15 protein-coding genes and 1 tRNA gene are annotated in these 17,120 nt (G+C 73.4%); 10 read left to right on the forward strand and 6 right to left on the reverse strand.

Annotation, left to right across the window (positions count from 1 at the left end; translation table 11 throughout):
- Positions 1 to 48: 48 nt before the first annotated feature.
- A complete protein-coding gene (locus ACFV1L_RS35465; protein ID WP_380374207.1) occupies positions 49 to 927 on the reverse strand; it encodes a hypothetical protein in 879 nt (292 codons plus the stop codon).
- Between the two features lie 242 nt (positions 928 to 1,169).
- On the opposite strand from ACFV1L_RS35465, the gene ACFV1L_RS35470 reads away from it, so the two are divergent.
- From ACFV1L_RS35470 to ACFV1L_RS35480, 3 genes are read left to right on the forward strand one after another with little or no spacing between them, the layout of a single operon-like run.
- Positions 1,170 to 1,301, forward strand: a complete 132-nt coding sequence (locus ACFV1L_RS35470) for a hypothetical protein (protein ID WP_380374210.1) — start codon at positions 1,170 to 1,172, stop codon at positions 1,299 to 1,301.
- A 21-nt stretch (positions 1,302 to 1,322) separates the two neighbouring features.
- The gene (locus tag ACFV1L_RS35475; RefSeq protein ID WP_380374213.1) at positions 1,323 to 2,522 is read left to right on the forward strand and encodes a 3-deoxy-7-phosphoheptulonate synthase; all 1,200 of its coding nucleotides are present in this window, start codon (positions 1,323 to 1,325) and stop codon (positions 2,520 to 2,522) included.
- A 49-nt stretch (positions 2,523 to 2,571) separates the two neighbouring features.
- Entirely contained in the window at positions 2,572 to 3,327 is a 756-nt protein-coding gene (locus ACFV1L_RS35480; RefSeq protein ID WP_380374216.1) for an isocitrate lyase/phosphoenolpyruvate mutase family protein, read from the forward strand.
- A gap of 39 nt (positions 3,328 to 3,366) precedes the next feature.
- On the opposite strand, the gene ACFV1L_RS35485 is transcribed toward ACFV1L_RS35480, so the two are convergent.
- From ACFV1L_RS35485 to ACFV1L_RS35505, 5 genes are all read right to left on the reverse strand, one after another.
- Entirely contained in the window at positions 3,367 to 4,038 is a 672-nt protein-coding gene (locus tag ACFV1L_RS35485) for a DNA methyltransferase (protein WP_380374219.1), read from the reverse strand.
- 217 nt (positions 4,039 to 4,255) lie between these two features.
- Positions 4,256 to 4,328 (reverse strand) — tRNA-Arg (locus tag ACFV1L_RS35490).
- A gap of 93 nt (positions 4,329 to 4,421) precedes the next feature.
- On the reverse strand, positions 4,422 to 5,036 hold the full coding sequence (locus tag ACFV1L_RS35495; RefSeq protein WP_380374222.1) for a TetR/AcrR family transcriptional regulator: 615 nt from the start codon (positions 5,034 to 5,036) through the stop codon (positions 4,422 to 4,424).
- Positions 5,033 to 6,622, reverse strand: coding sequence for an MFS transporter (locus tag ACFV1L_RS35500; RefSeq protein WP_380374225.1), 1,590 nt, complete (start codon positions 6,620 to 6,622; stop codon positions 5,033 to 5,035). Before ACFV1L_RS35500 ends, ACFV1L_RS35495 begins: the two co-directional genes overlap by 4 nt.
- Positions 6,623 to 6,745: 123 nt before the next feature.
- Positions 6,746 to 8,284: an FAD-binding oxidoreductase gene (locus tag ACFV1L_RS35505; protein WP_380374228.1), complete on the reverse strand. Its 1,539-nt coding sequence runs from the start codon at positions 8,282 to 8,284 to the stop codon at positions 6,746 to 6,748.
- A gap of 495 nt (positions 8,285 to 8,779) precedes the next feature.
- Here ACFV1L_RS35505 and ACFV1L_RS35510 point away from each other — a divergent pair, with 495 nt between their 5' ends.
- The 7 genes from ACFV1L_RS35510 (at position 8,780) to ACFV1L_RS35540 (ending at position 17,088) form a co-directional block, all read left to right on the forward strand.
- Positions 8,780 to 10,009, forward strand: coding sequence for a cytochrome P450 (locus tag ACFV1L_RS35510; RefSeq protein ID WP_380374231.1), 1,230 nt, complete (start codon positions 8,780 to 8,782; stop codon positions 10,007 to 10,009).
- Between the two features lie 97 nt (positions 10,010 to 10,106).
- Positions 10,107 to 10,319 (forward strand): ferredoxin, encoded by a 213-nt coding sequence (locus ACFV1L_RS35515; protein ID WP_380374232.1) that lies wholly within the window; start codon positions 10,107 to 10,109, stop codon positions 10,317 to 10,319.
- A 62-nt stretch (positions 10,320 to 10,381) separates the two neighbouring features.
- A complete protein-coding gene (locus tag ACFV1L_RS35520; protein ID WP_380374235.1) occupies positions 10,382 to 11,317 on the forward strand; it encodes a TIGR03619 family F420-dependent LLM class oxidoreductase in 936 nt (311 codons plus the stop codon).
- A 157-nt stretch (positions 11,318 to 11,474) separates the two neighbouring features.
- Positions 11,475 to 12,305 carry an SDR family NAD(P)-dependent oxidoreductase gene (locus ACFV1L_RS35525; protein ID WP_380374236.1) on the forward strand — a complete coding sequence of 277 codons (831 nt, stop codon included), beginning with the start codon at positions 11,475 to 11,477 and terminating at the stop codon, positions 12,303 to 12,305.
- 317 nt (positions 12,306 to 12,622) lie between these two features.
- Entirely contained in the window at positions 12,623 to 14,188 is a 1,566-nt protein-coding gene (locus ACFV1L_RS35530) for a class I adenylate-forming enzyme family protein (protein ID WP_380374238.1), read from the forward strand.
- Positions 14,189 to 14,273: 85 nt separating this feature from the next.
- Positions 14,274 to 15,503: a 5-aminolevulinate synthase gene (hemA, locus tag ACFV1L_RS35535; RefSeq protein ID WP_380374244.1), complete on the forward strand. Its 1,230-nt coding sequence runs from the start codon at positions 14,274 to 14,276 to the stop codon at positions 15,501 to 15,503.
- A gap of 46 nt (positions 15,504 to 15,549) precedes the next feature.
- Positions 15,550 to 17,088: an AMP-binding protein gene (locus ACFV1L_RS35540; protein WP_380374241.1), complete on the forward strand. Its 1,539-nt coding sequence runs from the start codon at positions 15,550 to 15,552 to the stop codon at positions 17,086 to 17,088.
- The last annotated feature ends 32 nt before the right edge of the window (positions 17,089 to 17,120 follow it).

Here is a 17,120-nt window from a genome sequence, read left to right on the forward strand (position 1 = left end):
GGTCGGCGCTGGATGCCGACCGGGCCGCGTCCGTGGGCCGCCCGGCCGTCAGGCCGGGCTGCAGCCGCTCTCGCGGGCCAGCGCACAGCGCTCCTGGAGGCCCATCAGGTAGCCCAGCTGGAGCCGGTGCTCGGCGCCGTGCTCCTCCTTGAGCCGGGCGACGTGCGCCTGCAGGGATCGCAGGCTGAGCCCGAGTCTTCGGGCGATCTCCTTGTCGGACCGGCCCTCGATCAGCAGTTTCTGGATCGAGCCGCGGATCGCCGGGATGACCTCGGGCGCCGCGTCGGCGGCGCGGACCGGCAGAAACGGATAGGACTCCGCCCGGTCCCAGGCCCGTTCGAAGATGTCGGTGAGAAACTGCACCACCGCCAAATTCGTGATCTTCACGGCGGAGGTGCGGGCGGCATTCGCCGGGATGAACGCCGTCCGCCGGTCGACGATAATCATCCGCTCGAAGAACTCGGCCAGCGTGCGCACCTGCGCGCCGTACGAGGTGACGGCGCGGACGTACTCCTTGGTGGGTTCGTCGAAACGCGTGCTGTGCTGGTAGAGGGTGCGCATCGAGACGCCGGCGGCGATCTGCGCCCGGACCGCGTCGAGCGCGTCGTCGAGCACCACGCTGGGGCGGGGGCCGTCCGGCTGGGCGGTCAGGATCTCGAAGGTGACGCCGTCCAGCATGTCCTGGATCGCGGCGTTGATCTCGGGAAGTCCGTCAATGGTCTCGAAGCCCTCGCCGCGCGTGGGAGCCACCGGTTCGGCGCTCCGCACGACCGGGGTCGAGTGGTCGGCGGCCCGGGCGGAGATCGCCCGGGAGAGGTCGCCCAGGGCGTCGCCCACCCTGACGAGCGCGTCGCGGCAGGCGAGGTCGTCGGGCGGCAGGGTGATCGTCAGGGCGCCGTCCGCGGTGTCGACAGCGGACAGCGCCACTAAATCCATCTTGTCCGACTTGCTCCATTTTATTTGCATTTACATCCCTCGCTTCCCGGCAGTGCGCCTACCCGAAGTATCGGCGATCTTGTCCGTTCGGTCGAGCGACTTGCATAGTTGTTTCCAAGGAGCGCCGGATACGGCATGCCCGCATTCATTCCCAGTTCATTGCACGCACGCCACATCGGTTGCTCGAAGAACTCGCCGGCAAATTCCCGGCGATTCCACTGGGGGAACAAAAAATGATGCACAGCGAAATGCCCTGCAATTCGTACCGCACCTTTCCGTCCGCCGTTTCCGTGCACCACTGGGGCGAGTGGGGCGACGGCGAGGACGTCGGCTGGAACGCGGTCCCCGTCGGCCGCCCCGTCTGACCCGAGGGGGGCCGACAACTGATGACGAACCACACCGGCGCGCCGGCCGCGCAGCAGCCCGACTGGCCCGACCCCGACGCCTTGCGCGCGGTCGCCGACGACCTGGCCGGCCGGCCCGCGCTGGTCCGCGCCGAGGAGTGCGACCGGCTGCGCGAGCAGCTGGCCGCGGTGGCGCGCGGCGAGGCCCTGCTGCTGCAGGGCGGCGACTGCGCCGAGACCCTCGCCGAGGCCGGCCCGGCCACCACCTCGGGCAAGTACCGCACGCTGGCCCTGATGGCCGCCGTGATCTCCGAGGCCGCCGACCTCCCGGTGGTCCGCCTCGGCCGGATCGCCGGCCAGTTCGCCAAGCCCCGCTCCAGCAGCACCGAGACCCGCGACGGGGTCGAACTGCCCTCCTACCGGGGCGACATGGTCAACGGGCCGGCCTTCACCGCGGCCGACCGCACCCCCGACCCGGACCGGCTGCGGCAGGTCTACCGGGCGTCCGCCGACACCCTCGCCCACCTGGGCGAACTCTCCGCCCAGGGCGGCGAGTTCTGGACCAGCCACGAGGCGCTGGTGCTGGAGTACGAGCGGGCGCTCACCCGTGACACCCCGGCCGGCCGCTACGCACTCTCCGGCCACCTGCTGTGGATCGGCGAGCGCACCCGCCAACTCGACGGCGCGCACGTCGAGTTCGCCGCCCAGGTGCGCAACCCGGTGGCGGTCAAGCTCGGCCCGACCAGCACCACGGACGACGCGCTGCGGCTGATCGACCGGCTCGACCCGGACCGGGAGCCCGGCCGGCTGACCTTCATCAGCCGGATGGGAGCGCGCGCGGTCCGCGACACCCTTCCCGACCTGGTGGCGAAAGTGGCCGCTTCCGGCGCCGAGGTGGCCTGGATCTGCGATCCTATGCACGGCAACACCGTGTCGTCCCCGTCCGGCCACAAGACCCGCCGCCTCACCGACGTGCTGGACGAGATCAGGGGGTTCCTGGAGGTCCACCGCTCGCTCGGCACCCACCCGGGCGGCGTGCACCTGGAGCTGACGGGCGATCACGTCACCGAGTGCGTGGGCGGCACCTACGAGATCCGCCCCGAGGACCTGCCGACCCGCTACGAGACCACCTGTGACCCTCGGCTGAACCTCGGTCAGGCACTGGACGTCGCGTTCGAGCTCGCGGCCATGTACGCCGTCTCCCCGGCCGCCGCCGGCGGGACCTCCTGGGCGACGGCGTGATCCGGGCCGCACCACCCACCCGTATCGACGAGGAGAAGGAGACCGCCTGATGGTCGCCACCATGACCGCCGGGGAGTTCCTGGCCCTGCACGACCGCACCGAGCCCACCGACCCGCTGGTCCTGCCCAACGTCTGGGACGCGGTCAGCGCTCGGGCGTTCGCCGAGGCGGGCTTCCCCGTGCTGGCGACCTCCAGCGCGGCGGTCGCCGCCGTGCTCGGCTACCGCGACGGCGGGGACACCCCGCCCGACGAGATGTTCGCCGCGCTCAAGCGGATCGTCCGCTCGGTGGACGTCCCGGTGACCGCCGACATCGAGAACGGCTACGGCCTGGCCCCGGTCGAGATCGTCGAACGGCTGCTGGACGCCGGGGTGATCGGCTGCAACCTGGAGGACTCCGACGCCGCCACCAAGCAGCTCAATGACCCGGTGCAGCACGCCGAGTGGCTCTCCGAGGTGAGCGTGGCGGCCGGCGACCGGCTGGTGCTGAACGCCCGCGTCGACACCTTCCTGTACGGCGACCACTCGGTGGAGTCCGCCGCCAAGCGGGCCGGCCTGTACATCGACGCCGGCGCGGACGTGATCTACCCGATCCTGGCGCCCGAGGAGCTGCTGCCCGACCTGGCGAACAGCATCCGCCGCCCGCTGAACGCGCTGCACCTGCCCGGCACCTCCTCCCCCAGCCGCCTCGGCAGCCTGGGCGCGGCCCGGGTCACCTTCGGCGGCGGCCTGCAGAAGCAGTCCTCCGACGACATCACCGAGCTCGCGCAGCGGATCGGCCGGGCGTACGGCGCTCAGAGCCAGTGACCTGAGCGCCGCACGCGCCGGCGGGCGGTGCGGCCCCGGCTACTCCTTGGTGGCCATCAGCAGGTACTCGTGCGACCGGTTGGTCAGCATCGGGTCGTCACCGTCCGTCGGCCGCTCGTACAGGTGGATCCGCTCGTCGCCCAGCGTCAGGTGGCGGCCCAGCACCCGCGCCGCGTCCCAGGCGAGCGGCACGAAGCGGCCGGCCAGGCGCCGGTTCTGGACGGCGATCACCGCCCGGGCGCCCGGGCGCATGGTGCGGGCGATCGCCTCGAACGCCTCGTCCAGCGCGCCCAGGTAGGCGTCGTAGTCGCGCAGCGCGTAGAACTGGGCGCCGTCGGTGGCGTCCACGTCCAGGTTGGTGCCGAAGTACGGCAGGTCGCACATCACCAGGTCGACCGAGCCGTCCTCCAGCGGGGGCTTGCGGGCGTCGCCGCACACCATCTCCTGGCCCGGGTAGGCCGCCAGCCGCTTGCGGGCGTCCTCGGCGCGCTCCTCGTTCACCTCGATGCCGAAGCCGCGCCGCCCCTCCACCGAGGCCGCCACCAGCGTGGTCCCCCAGCCCGCGAACGGGTCGAACACCAGCTCCCCGGGCGCGCTCAACTCACGGATCAGCGGCCGCAACTGGCTGACCAGCCCGGACTGCCCCGCCGCCTCCGGCAGCGCGTGCTCCGCGTCCTCGCCGCCGAGCACCAGCCAACTGGAAACCCCCACCGGAATCACGCGTCCTCTCGTGTCCTCGGCCGCGGGCGGGTCGCCGCACGGCACACGGGACGGCATGCTATTGCGCCACCGTGCCCGCGCGGAACGGTCTTTGACACATTGTCATCAGAGCTTCCCCGGCGCCCCACCGGCCCCACCGGCGCCCGCCCGTCACGCGAAGGGCCCTCCCGGCGACTGCCGGGAGGGCCCTTCGTGAGGTGCTGCACCGTGCCCCAGACAGGAATCGAACCTGCGACACCGGCTTTAGGAGAGCCGTGCTCTATCCCCTGAGCTACTGAGGCGGGGGCCGCCGGGAATCCGGTCGACCCGTCACAGCGTAGCGGATCCGCTCCGCCGGGCGGCCGGCGTCTGCGTGCGGGCCGCCCGGCGGCGGGTCAGCTGCGGGGGCGGAGGCCGTCGAGCAGGGTGTCCACCAGCCGTTCGGCGAGGTCGTTCTCCAGGGGTTCGTCGGGGCGCTGGACCGCGCGGGTCAGCAGCGGCCCGGCGACCATGTCGACCAGGAGCTCCACGTCGTCGGCGAGGTCCGCCCGGATCTCGCCGTTGGCGAGGCCCCGCTCCATGATCTGGGCGAGGACCTTGCGCCGGGTGACTATGAAGGTGTCGTAGTAGCGCTGCCACAGCTCGGGACTGCTCTGTATCTGCATCTGCATGTTCCGCATCAGGGCCGATTCTCGTTTGGCCAGGCTGCGCTGCCTGATCCACTCCACGGCGAGGACCAGGTCCTCGTGCAGCGTGCGACCCGTCGGTTCGGGGGCCGGCTCCTCGATGGTGGCGAGGACGTCCAGGAGCAGGGCGTCCTTGCCGGACCACCGGCGGTAGACGGTGTTCTTGCCCACCCCGGCGGCCCGCGCGATGCCCTCCATGGACAGCTCGGCGAAGCTGCTGCCCTCGGTCAGGAGCCGCAGGACGGTGTCGATGACCGCCCGGTCGACGGCCGGGCTGCGGGGTCGTCCGCGCCGCTCGGCCGTCGGTCCGGACGCATCAGTCACTTTTCGGCTCCCACCTTCTGCGGACTCGGCGTGTCGCCCGCGGGGGACTCCGGCTTGGGCTGCGGGGGCAGACCGATCAGGACGACGACGGTGCCGATGAGGGACACGATAGCCGCACCGAAGGCGGTCCAGTGCATGGCGTCGACGAACGCGCTGTTGGCCGCGTGGATCAGGTCCTGGCCGTCGGCGCCCAGCCGCTCGGCCGCGCCGAGGGTCGCCGCGATCGACTCGCCCGCCGCGTGCCGGACGGACTCCGGCAGCACCCCGAGGTGGTCCTGCACGCCGTGCCGGTAGACGGTCGACAGCAGCGAGCCGAGCACCGCGATGCCGACCGCGCCGCCGACCTGGCGGAACACGTTGTTGACGGCGGAGCCGGCGCCGGCCTTCTCGCGCGGCAGCGAGGTCATGATCATCACGGTGACCGGCGGCATGATGTGCGCGAACGCGACGCCCATCAGCGCGAACAGCACCTCCAGCACCCAGATCGGGGTGGACTCGCCGAGCAGCATGAAGCCGAAGAAGGTGACCGCGCTCAGCGTCAGGCCGGCGGCGCAGACCGCGCGGGCGCCGAACTTCTGCACCACGTGCCGGGCCCGGGGGGCGAAGTACATCTGCGCGGCGGCCAGCGGCAGCAGCAGCAGACCGGTCTGCAGGGCGCTGTAGCCGCGCACCGACTGGGTGTAGAAGACCACGAAGAAGGTGACGCCCAGCAGGCCGAAGGAGACCAGCGCGATCGCCACCACGGAGGCCGAGAAGCGGCGGTCCTTGAAGTAGGACATGTCGAACGCCGGGTGGTCGATGCGCTTCTCCCACCACACGAAGCCGGCCATGATCACCAGGCCGCCGAGGATGGTGCCCCACGCGTCCGGACGGGACAGGTCGCCGTACTGGCCGGCCTTGATGATGCCGAAGATCAGCAGGACCATGCCGGCGATGGACAGCACCACGCCGAACGGGTCGAGGCGGCCGGCCCGGGTGTCCCGGGACTCCGGCACCAGGGCGATCATGGCGACCACGGCGATGACCACGATCGGGACGTTGACCAGGAAGACCGAGCCCCACCAGAACGCTTCCAGCAGCGCGCCGCCGGTGATCGGGCCGAGGGCGATGGCCAGGCCCACGACGCCGGTCCAGATGCCGATCGCGCGGGGCTGCTCCTCGCGCTCGAAGACCTGGGTGACGATCGCCAGCGTGGCCGGCGGGATGAACGCGCTGCCGAAGCCCATCAGGCCGCGGAAGGCGATGAGTTCGCCCGGCGATCCGGAGAACGCCGACAGGCCGGAGGCCAGGCCGAACACGATCATGCCGAAGATCAGGATCTTCTTGCGGCCGAGGCGGTCACCGAGCAGGCCGCCGGTGAACAGCAGGCCCGCGAAGACCAGCGTGTAGGAGTTGATCGCCCATTCGAGCTGGCTCTGGCTGGCGCCGAGCCCCTCGGGGGAGGGCTGGGCGATGGTCTTCATCGCCACGTTGAGGATCGAGTTGTCCAGCACGACGACGAGGACGCTGAACAACAGGATGGCCAGAATCAGCCAGCGCCGGCGGTGGATCGCCGCCGGGATCGTGGATTCCTGGGGTGAGGTCATGCGATCAGACTAGGGGACTTCCGATACGGGTAGTACCCGTATCGGAAAACTTGGCGCGAACAGGATGCGACGCGCGGCGCGGACCCGACCCGAAACCGGCCCGGATCCGCACCGCGCGGCCCGTCACGCGCCGATCGCCTGCCCGAACGAGAAGGCCCAGTACGGGTCGTAGCTCTGCTTGATCCGCACCAGGCGGGCGTAGTTGGCGCCGTAGTACGCCTGCCGCCAGTCCGTCAGCGCCGCGTCGGTGAAGTTCTGGTACGTGGTGCCGCTCGACTCCGGGTCGATGGCCGCGAACCCGGCGTCGACGAACCGCTTGCCCGCCGCGCAGCCCGCCGCGTCCGCCACCGCGGCGCTCCGGATGGCGGCCAGGAAGCTGACGCTGAGCAGCGTGCTGCGGTGCACGAACGCGGTGTCGGACGGGCCCGCGTCCTGCGCCGCGCCGTTGAACGGCCAGATCTCCAGCGCCCGGGTGTGCCCGGCCAGCCGCTCCGTCTCGAACAGCGCCACCACCTGCGCCCACATCGCCCGCGACGGCGGGGCGCCGAACATCCGGCTGCGCACCATCCCGAACTCCTGGCGCGACAGCATCCCGCCGGCGGTGTTGTCGGACCGGTGGCACTGGTCGGTGGTGTACGACGCGCAGCCGTACAGCGCCATCATCGCGCTCCGGTACGGCATCATCGCCGCGGCCGGCCGGGCGACCGGCGCGGAGCCGACCATGGCGATCAACCGGGCGGCCTCGGCGTCGAGTTCGGTCGCGGTGCCGGTGGACAGCAGGTAGACCGCGGGGACCGGCGCGTTCCCCGGCGCGGCGTCCGGCAGCTCGACCAGCAGCGCGGCGCCGACCGTGCGGGGCGCGTCCACCAGCCAGTGCGCGAAGCCGTCGAGCACGTCGACGGCCTTGTCCCAGGCCCACGGCAGCCGGACGAAGCCCAGCTGGGTGACCGGCGAGGGCTTCAGCTCGTACGCGGTGACCACGCCGAAGTTGCCGCCGCCGCCGCCGCGCAGCGCCCAGAACAGGTCGCTGTGGCAGGTCGGCGAGGCGGTGACGCTGCGCCCGTCGGCCAGCACCACCTGCGCGGAGGCCAGCCGGTCCGAGCCGAGGCCGACCGAGCGGGTCAGCGCGCCCATGCCGCCGCCCTGGTAGTAGCCGCCGACGCCGACCGTCGGGCAGTAGCCGCCGGGCACCGCGAGCCCGTACGGGGCGAGGGCGTTGACCACGTCGACGCCCTGGGCGCCGCCGCCGACCGTCACGGTGCTCGCCCCGACGGTGACCTGGTTCAGGCCGGTCACGTCGACCACCAGGCCGGTGGAGGTGGAGTACCCGGCGCCGCTGTGCCCGCCGGCCCGGACCGCGAACGGCAGGCCGGCGGCCTGCGCGAACCGCAGGCAGGCGGCGACGTCGGCGGGGTTCGCGCAGTAGGCGATCGCCTGCGGGTTCGCGGCGTCGAACTGGCCGAGGTCCAGCTGCCGGGCCAGGGTGTACTCGGGCTGCGAGGGCAGCACCAGCCGGCCCTGCAGGGCGTCGTCCAGCCGGCTCCAGGGGACGGCGGCGGAGGCCCGCGGCCGGCGCGGGGCCGCCTGGCCCGGGGTGACCGGCAGGCCGGTCAGGGCGGCCGCGCCCGCTCCGGCGAGCAGGACGTTCCTTCGACTGATCATGGCTCGACTCGCTTTCTGCGTGCGCCGCGCGGCGCACGCCGGTGCTGCTTCGAGGACGTGGATCGGGGCACGCGAACGGGGCGCCGAGGGCCCGCGGGCACGGCGGGGCGACCGGTCCGGACAGGTCCGGCCGGCCACGCCGGGGCACGCGCACCGAGGAACGTAACCTCGGCGGCGGGCCGCCACGGCGGGATTCCTTAAGTCACCGGCGGCCTGACGGAAAGTCACCCGCACCCCACCCGCCCCGGGAAGCGCCCCCGTCGCAGCACCGGGCGGTTCCCGGGCCCGGCGGGGCCCCGTCGGTTTTGAGCCAACCCTCGGCCCCGGCCCGTCCGAGCCTTCCCATTCCCGGCTGCGGCTGAGTAGCGTGCCAACCACTTGATCGAAGGCAAGCGCCTGTTTCCCGTCCGGCCGGCCACCGCCGCCGGGCCCCCTCCGCCCCGCGTGCTTCCGCCACCGCAGCACCGCGCCTCGCTCCCGGAAGGGCCTGCCCGAATGACGACCTCAGCACGCACCGACAGCGAGAGCGCGGACCGCACCGACGCTCTGGCCTTCCCCGCCCCGAAGTCCGCCGGCTGCCCGTTCGACCCGCCGCCCGCCGTGGACCGCGCCCGCGCCGCCCACCCGATCGTCCGGGCCACCCTCTGGGACGGCACCCCCGCCTGGCTGATCACCGAGCACCAGCACGTGCGGCAGGTGCTCGGCGACAAGCGGTTCAGCGCCGAGGGCACCAGGGACGGCTTCCCCTACCTGGTCGCCGGGGTCCGCGAACTGGTCCGCACCATGAAGCCCACGTTCTTCCGCCAGGACGACCCGGAGCACGCCCGGCTGCGCCGCATGCTGACCGCCGACTTCATGGTCAAGCGGGTCGAGGCGATGCGCCCGGAGATCCAGCAGCTCACCGACGAACTGCTGGACCGGATGACCGCGAACGGCCGGGAGGCCGACCTGGTCGCCGACTTCGCGCTGCCGCTGCCCAGCGTGGTGATCTGCCTGCTGCTCGGCGTCCCCTACGAGGACCACCGGTTCTTCCAGGAGCGCGCCGCCGCGCTGTTCAGCCTGCAGGCCACCGCCGAGGAGGTCCGCCGCTCCCAGCAGGAGCTGCTCACCTACCTGGCCGGCATCGCCGAGCGCAAGCAGCGGGAGCCGGACGGCAGCATCATCAGCCGCCTGGTCGCGCAGGGCGAGCTCGACTTCGACGAGATCGCCAGCACCGGCCGGCTGCTGCTGGTGGCCGGCCACGAGACCACCGCCAACATGATCGCGCTCTCCGCCCTGGTGCTGATGCGCAACCCGGACCAGCTGGCCCGGCTGCGCGCCGAACCGGCCCTGATCAAGGGCGCCGTGGAGGAGCTGCTGCGCTACCTGACCATCGTCCACAACGGCATCCCCCGGGTCGCCGCCGAGGACGTCACGGTCGGCGACGTGACGATCCGGGCCGGGGAGGGCGTGCTCTGCCTGGTCAACACCGCCAACCGGGACGAGCGGGTGTTCCCCGGCGGCGACACCCTCGACCTCGGCCGCGACGCCAACCGGCACGTCGCGTTCGGCTTCGGCGTCCACCAGTGCCTCGGCCAGCCGCTGGCCCGCGCCGAGCTGCAGATCGCCCTGGAGACGCTGTTCCGCCGGCTGCCCGACCTGCGGCCGGCGATCCCCTTCGAGGACGTCCCGTTCCGCCACGACCAGGCGATCTACGGGCTGGGCGCCCTTCCGGTCACCTGGTGACCCGGGGCGCCCGACGCGCCCGCCGCCGGCCCCGGCGGCAGCACCCCACGCCACCGCCGGCCCCGGCCCGGGGCCGGCCCCGACCCAGGGAGCAGGCATGCTCGTCCAGATCGACCAGGAACTCTGCTGCGGCGCCGGCAGCTGCGTGCGCACCGCGCCCGAGGTGTTCGACCAGCGCGACGAGGACGGCCTGGTGCTCGTCATCGACGAGAAGCCGCCGGCCCACCTGCACGACGCGGTCCGCGAGGCCGCCGACATCTGCCCGGCCGCCGCGATCCTCCTCGACGAGCAGGACGGCGACCTCGGCTGACCACCGCCGCGCGCCCCGCCCTTCCCCGGCCCGCGCATCCCCCCAGCACGAAGGAAGCCCCCATGACGATCAAACTGGGCCTCGGCCTGCCGCAGATGAAGCAGTACGACCTCGCCCGCGACGTGACGGCCGTGGCGAAGGCCGCGGAGGCCATCGGCTACGACAGCCTCTGGGTGTTCGAGGTCATCATGTTCCCCACCCCGATGACCCAGGGCTTCCACGGCGTGCCCGGCCTGCCCTGGCCGGAGTACTTCCGCAGCTGCGCCGACCCGCTGGTGACGCTGTCCCTCGCGGCGGCCGTCACCGAGCGGGCCCGGCTCGGCACCAGCGTGCTGGTCGCCCCCCTGCACCAGCCGTTCCCGCTGGCCCGCGCGCTGGCCTCGCTGGACGCGGCCAGCGGCGGCCGGCTCACCGCGGGCTTCGGCACCGGCTGGTCCACCGACCAGACCCGGGCGGCGGCGGTCACCCCGTTCGAGCGGCGCGGGGAGCTGCTGGACGAGCTGCTGGACGTCTGCGCCGCCGTGTGGGGGCCCGACCCGGTCTCGTACCAGGGGCGGTTCACCACCATCGCGCCGTCCCAGGTGGGGCCGAAGCCGGTCGGCCCGATCCCGATCCTGCTGCCCGGGCTCGGCCCGCGCTCCAAGCGGCGGCTGGTCGACCGGGCGGACGCCTGGATGCCGGTGGCCGGCGGCGTCGACAAGCTGGTCCAGGAGCACAAGGCGATCTTCGACCTGGCGGCCGAGCGCGGCCGGGAGCGCCCGCTGGGCGTCACCGTCCGGGTCACCGCCGAGTGGACCCGCGAGCCGATCGGCGGCCCCGACCGGCAGCTGTTCCACGGCAGCGTCGCCCAGATCACCGAGGACATCGCCGCGCACGCCGAGGCGGTCGAGGGCATCGACGAGTTCGTCGTCGAGCTGCAGATCACCCCCCGGGACGCCGGCGAGCTGATCGACGTGGCGGCCGAGACGCACGCGTCGCTGCGAGCAGCCGGAATCTGACACTCCGTCACCTCGCCGGGAAAACGGGGTTATTGTCTGCTGGGCCCCCGGACGGCGACGCCGCCGCCGGCCCGCCCCTCCCGCCGACCGCGTCCGCGGGTGGCCGACACCCGCGCGTGGCCGCACCGAACCCGTACCGCCACCGGAAGGCAGCAGCATGCTCCCGATCGACCAGCAGACGATCCTCCTCACCGGCGCCACCGACGGTCTCGGCCGCGCCCTCGCCCACGAACTCGCCGCCCAGGGAGCGACGCTCGTCCTGCACGGCCGCAGCAAGGAGAAGGGCGAGGCCCTGCTCGCCGAACTGCGGCCGCTCACCGACCCCGACCGGCTCAGCTACGTGCTGGCCGACTTCGCCCGGATGTCCGACGTGCACCGGATGGTCGAGCAGGTGGCCGGCCTGAAGCGGCTGGACGCGCTGGTGAACAACGCCGGCGTCGGCCTGCTGCACCGCGAGGAGAGCGAGGACGGCCACGAACTGACGTTCCAGGTCAACTACTTGGCGGGCTACGTGCTGGCCGCCGGACTGGCCCCGCTGCTCGTCCGCTCCGGCCCGTCCCGGATCGTCAACGTCACCTCCTTCGGCCAGGCGCCGATCGACTTCGACGACCCGATGCTCGTCCGCTCCCCCGACGGCATCCAGGCGTACTGCCAGTCCAAGCTGGCCCAGGTCATGCACGCCATCGACCTCACCGAGGCGCTGCGCGGGCAGGGCGTGACGGCCGACGCGGTGCACCCGGCGCCGTACATGCCGACCAACATGGTGCGCGGCCGGTTCGCACCGCAGGCCACCATCGCGCAGGGCATGTCCAACGTCCTGCGGGTCGTCGTCGACCCCGAACTGGCCACCGGCGGCGGCCGGTTCTTCAACCAGCGGTCCGACGAGCGGGCCAACTGGCAGGCCTACGACGCCGGCGCGCGGGCGCAGCTGCGGGAGCTGAGCGAGCGGCTGACCGGCGTCCCGTTCCCCGGGAGCCTCGCGAACTGACCACCGCGGCGGGCGCCCCCGATCCGGGCCGCCCGCCGCCCCGAGCCGGCCCGCGGCACGCCCGCCGCGGGCCGTTGGCATGCCCGGACGCCGTCCCCCGCTCCCCGGGGCCGGCGCCGGGCCCGACCTGCCCGAGCGGCGTACCCGACCGGGGTGGCCGATCGGGTAGGCCGGGGGCGGACGTTCGGACGCCCCGATCGCACCTGTGCGCCGCGGCCGCCCCGGGAGAGCCTGGAGGAGGTCGGCCGAGGGCCGCAGCAGTCCCTCATCACACCGCATCAGGAATGGACGACACCGTGACAGACAAGGGAAGTTCCGTGACCCGGCCGGCCGACGACTGCTACGCCCTGGCCATCGTGGAGGCGCTGGCCGCCGACCCGGACCGCACCGCCGTGCACTGGCGCGGGCAGGACGTCCCGGCCGGCCGGCTGGCCCGCCGGGTGGCCGACACCGTCCACGCGCTGCGCAAGCTGGGCGTCGGCCCGGGCAGCACGGTGGCCGTCCTGGTCTCGCCGAACAGCCCGGTGATGCTGACCGTCCGGTACGCCGCGCACCTGCTCGGCGGCGCGGTCACCTACGTGCGCGGCACCAACCCGGGCTCCACCGCGTACGTGCTGTCGCCGGACGCGCAGCTGCGGATCCTGTTCGACTCCTCGGCGCAGGTGCTGTTCACCGACGCCGAGAACCTCGCCCGGGCCCGGCAGTTGGCCGACCGCGCGCCGGGCCGCTTCGTCCTCGCCGAGGAGGGGCGGATCTCCGACGACGGGGCCGCGCCGCTCGCCGCGGACCGGGCCGGCCTCCTCGCCGAGCTGGGCGAACTCCCGGCCCGCGACCCGGAGGAGCTCGCCCTGCTGTCGTTCAGCAGCGGCAGCACCGGCAAGCCGAAGGGCGTCTGCGTCACCACCCGGGTGTGGGAGCGGACCGTCCTCGGCACCCTGCCGCTGGTCGGCGAGCCCGACCCGCGGCTGCTGGTCGCCACCCCGCTGAGCTTCGTGGTCGGCCCGGTCGCCGACGCGGTGCTGCGGCTGGGCGGGCTGGTCGTGCTGCACGAGGGCTTCGACGCCGCGCAGGCGGTCGACGCGATCGCCCGGCACGGCATCACCCGGACCTTCATGGCCACCCCGCACCTGTACCGGACCATGGAGGTGGTGAAGGCCGGCGGCACCGACCTGTCCACCCTCAAGGCGCTGATCTACACCGGCGTGATGGCCGCGCCGGCCAAGCTGGAGGAGGCCGCGGCGCTCCTCGGCCCGGTGCTGCTGCAGGCGTACGGCAGCGCGGAGGCCGGCCGGATCTCCATCCTGCTGCCCGGCGAGCACGACGACCCGCGGCTGCGGACCACCGTCGGCCGGCCGTTCCCGGAGGTCGAACTCCGCATCGTCGACCAGGAGTCGGGCGGCGAACTGCCGGCCGGCGAGGTCGGCGAGGTGTGGGTGCGCTCGCCCAACCTGATGGCCGGCTACCTGGGCGACCCGGCGCTCACCTCCCGGGTGCTGCAGGGCGGCTGGTACCGCACCGGCGACATCGGGCACCTCGACGAGCAGGGCTACCTGTCGCTGGTGGACCGGGTCGCCGACGTGGTGAAGACCGACGGCGTCAAGATCTACCCGGCCGTCGTGGAGCGGGAGATCGCCACCCTGCCCGGGGTCGCCGACGCCGCCGTCTACGGCATCCGGGACCGCGACAACCTGGAGCACGTGCACGCCGCCGTGGTGCTCAAGCCCGGCGCGCAGCGCGACGCCGCGGCGATCCGCGCCCGGATCGGCTCGGTGCTCACCCCCGTGCACGCCCCCGAGGAGATCCGCTTCCTCGACGAACTGCCGCTCGGCATCTCCGGCAAGCCGGACAAGAACGTGCTGCGCGAGCGGTTCCCGCTCGACTGATCGATCGACCGACCATTCCTCGGCCGGTCCGGCCCCACGCACGACCGGGGCCGGGCCGGGCCCGGCAGAGAGCGAGTTGACCACGATGACCCAGCACCTGGACTTCTTCACCGCGGAACTGGAGCAGCTCGGCCAGGCCAAGCGGTCCTTCCTGGAGATCGGCCGGCGGGCCGGCCGCTTCCCCAGCGCCACCGCCCGCACCGGCGCACCCGGCGGCGACCAGGAGATCAGCGTCTGGTGCAGCAACGACTACCTCGGCATGGGCCAGAACCCGTCCGTGCTGGAGGCCATGAAGAACACCGTCGACGCGTTCGGCGCCGGCTCCGGCGGCTCCCGCAACATCGGCGGCACGAACTACTACCACGTCCTGCTGGAGCAGGAGCTCGCCGCGCTGCACCAGAAGGAGGCGGCGCTGATCTTCAGCTCGGGCTACACCGCGAACGACGGCGCGCTGACCGTGCTGGCCGGCCGGATGCCCGGCACGCTGGTGTTCTCCGACGCGCTGAACCACGCCTCGATCATCGACGGCCTGCGGCACAGCGGCGCCGAGAAGGTGATCTTCCGGCACAACGACACCGCCCACCTGGAGGAGCTGCTCGCCGCCGCCGACCCGGAGCGGCCGAAGCTGATCGTGCTGGAGTCGGTGTACTCGATGTCCGGCGACGTGGCGCCGCTGGCGGAGTTCGCCGAACTGGCCCGCCGCTACGGGGCGACCACGTTCATCGACGAGGTCCACGCGGTCGGCATGTACGGCCCGGAGGGCGCCGGCATCGCCGCCCGGGAGGGCATCGCGGACGGCTTCGACGTGGTGATGGGCACCCTGGCGAAGGGCTTCGGCACCGCGGGCGGCTACATCGCCGGCCCGGCCGCGCTGGTGGAGGCGGTCCGCAGCTTCTCCCGGCCGTTCATCTTCACCACCTCGCTGCCGCCGGCGATGGCCGCGGGCGCGCTCGCCGCCGTCCAGCACCTGCGCTCCAGCGACACCGAGCGGGAGCGCCTCGCCGCCAACGCCCAGCTGCTGCACCGGCTGCTGGACGGCCACGGCATCCCGTTCGTCTCGCCGCAGTCGCACATCGTCTCGGTGCTGGTCCGCGACGACCTGCTGTGCCAGCGGGCGTCCGCGCTGCTGCTGGAGCGGCACGGCATCTACGTGCAGGCGATCAACGCGCCCAGCGTGCGGGCCGGCGAGGAGATCCTCCGGGTCGCGCCGTCCGCCACCCACACCACCTCGGACGTGGAGAAGTTCGCCGAGGCGCTGGACGGGATCTGGACCGAGCTGGGCCTGCCCCGTGAAACGGCCGCGGTCGCCCGCTGACCGCCCCCGCCCGCCGGCCGGCGGCCGTCCGACGAAAGGATTCCCCATGTCCCTGTCCCTGGCGGCGGTGCTGGCCGAGTCCGCGGCCCGGCGCCCCGACCACCCGGCGGTGGTGCTCGGCGCCGAGGCCGTCGGCTACCGGGAGCTGTGGCTCCGGGCCCGGCGGTACGCGGCCGCGCTGGCCGGCGCCGGCGTCCGGCCCGACGACCGGGTGGCGCTGCTGGTCGGCAACGAACTCGCCTTCCCCGCGGTCTACTTCGGCGCGCTGGCGGCCGGCGCCGCGGTGGTGCCGGTGCACGTCCTGTCGAAGGCCGAGGAGATCGGGTACGTGCTGCGGGACGCCGGCTGCGCCGCCCTGGTGTGCGCCGACGCCCTGCTCGGCGAGGGCGCCCCGGCCGCGGCGGCGGCCGGCGTCCCGCTGCTGACCGTCGGGTCGCCCGCGGAGCGGCCCGGCGCGGTCCGGCTCGACGTGCTCGCCGAGCGCGCCGAGCCGGTCCGCGCGGCGGCCCCGCGGGCGCCCGGGGACGTGGCGCTGGTGCTGTACACCTCCGGCACCACCGGCCGGCCGAAGGGCGCGATGCTGACCCACCTGAACCTCACGATGAACGTCACCGTCGGCATGGAGTCGCCGTTCGACTTCCGCCCCGGGGACGTACTGCTGGGCTGCCTGCCGCTGTCCCACTCGTTCGGGCAGATCTGCGGCATGGCGACCTGCTTCCGGGCCGGCGCCACCCTGGTGCTGATGGAGCGCTTCGACGCCGCCCGGGCGCTGGCGCTGATGGCGGAGCACCGGTGCACGGTGCTGATGGGCGTGCCGACGATGTACCTCGCGCTGCTCGACGCGGCCCGGCAGGACCCGCGCCGGCCGCCGCTGGACCGGGTGTACAGCGGCGGGTCGGCGCTGCCGGTGAGCGTCCTGGAGGAGTTCCAGGAGGTGTTCGGCTGCCCGATCTACGAGGGCTACGGCCTGACCGAGACCGCCACCTCGGTCGCCTACAACCAGCGGGCCTGGCCGACCCGGCCGGGCACCGTCGGCCGCCCGCTGTGGGGCATGGAGGCGGAGATCGCCCGCGCCGACCTGGACGACCGGATCGAGCTGCTGCCGGCCGGCGAGGTCGGCGAGATCGTGATCCGCGGCCACAGCGTGATGGCCGGCTACCTGGGCCGCCCGGACGCCACCGCCGAGGTGATGGTGGACGGCTGGTTCCGCTCCGGCGACCTCGGCGTCAAGGACGAGGACGGCTACCTGTCGGTGGTCGACCGGAAGAAGGACATGGTCCTGCGGGGCGGCTACAACGTGTACCCGCGCGAGGTGGAGGAGCTGCTGATGCGCCACCCCGCCGTCGCCCAGGTCGCCGTGGTGGGCGTGCCGCACCGGCGGCTGGGCGAGGAGGTGTGCGCGGTGGTGCGGGCCGCCGCGGGCGCCCGGCCCGGGCCCGAGCTGGGGGCGGAGCTGGTCGCCTGGTGCCGCGAGCGGATCGCCGCCCACAAGTACCCGCGGCTGGTCGAGTTCGTGGACGCCTTCCCGCTCGGCCCCAGCGGCAAGATCCTCAAGCGGGAGCTGGTCGCCGCGCTGACCGGCTGACGGCGCGGCGGAGGGGCGGGTGGCGCGAGGAC

The sequence above is a fragment of the Kitasatospora sp. NPDC059646 genome (genome assembly GCF_042734615.1).
Lineage (GTDB): Bacteria > Actinomycetota > Actinomycetes > Streptomycetales > Streptomycetaceae > Kitasatospora.

Coding starts and splice junctions, on each gene's coding strand:
- ACFV1L_RS35475 (WP_380374213.1), top strand. CDS start 1,323: ATGACGAACCACACCGGCGCGCCGGCCGCGCAGCAGCCCGACTGGCCC.
- ACFV1L_RS35520 (WP_380374235.1), top strand. CDS start 10,382: ATGACGATCAAACTGGGCCTCGGCCTGCCGCAGATGAAGCAGTACGAC.
- ACFV1L_RS35540 (WP_380374241.1), top strand. CDS start 15,550: ATGTCCCTGTCCCTGGCGGCGGTGCTGGCCGAGTCCGCGGCCCGGCGC.
- ACFV1L_RS35515 (WP_380374232.1), top strand. CDS start 10,107: ATGCTCGTCCAGATCGACCAGGAACTCTGCTGCGGCGCCGGCAGCTGC.
- hemA (WP_380374244.1), top strand. CDS start 14,274: ATGACCCAGCACCTGGACTTCTTCACCGCGGAACTGGAGCAGCTCGGC.
- ACFV1L_RS35500 (WP_380374225.1), bottom strand. CDS start 6,622: ATGACCTCACCCCAGGAATCCACGATCCCGGCGGCGATCCACCGCCGG.
- ACFV1L_RS35505 (WP_380374228.1), bottom strand. CDS start 8,284: ATGATCAGTCGAAGGAACGTCCTGCTCGCCGGAGCGGGCGCGGCCGCC.
- ACFV1L_RS35480 (WP_380374216.1), top strand. CDS start 2,572: ATGGTCGCCACCATGACCGCCGGGGAGTTCCTGGCCCTGCACGACCGC.
- ACFV1L_RS35470 (WP_380374210.1), top strand. CDS start 1,170: ATGATGCACAGCGAAATGCCCTGCAATTCGTACCGCACCTTTCCGTCC.
- ACFV1L_RS35525 (WP_380374236.1), top strand. CDS start 11,475: ATGCTCCCGATCGACCAGCAGACGATCCTCCTCACCGGCGCCACCGAC.
- ACFV1L_RS35510 (WP_380374231.1), top strand. CDS start 8,780: ATGACGACCTCAGCACGCACCGACAGCGAGAGCGCGGACCGCACCGAC.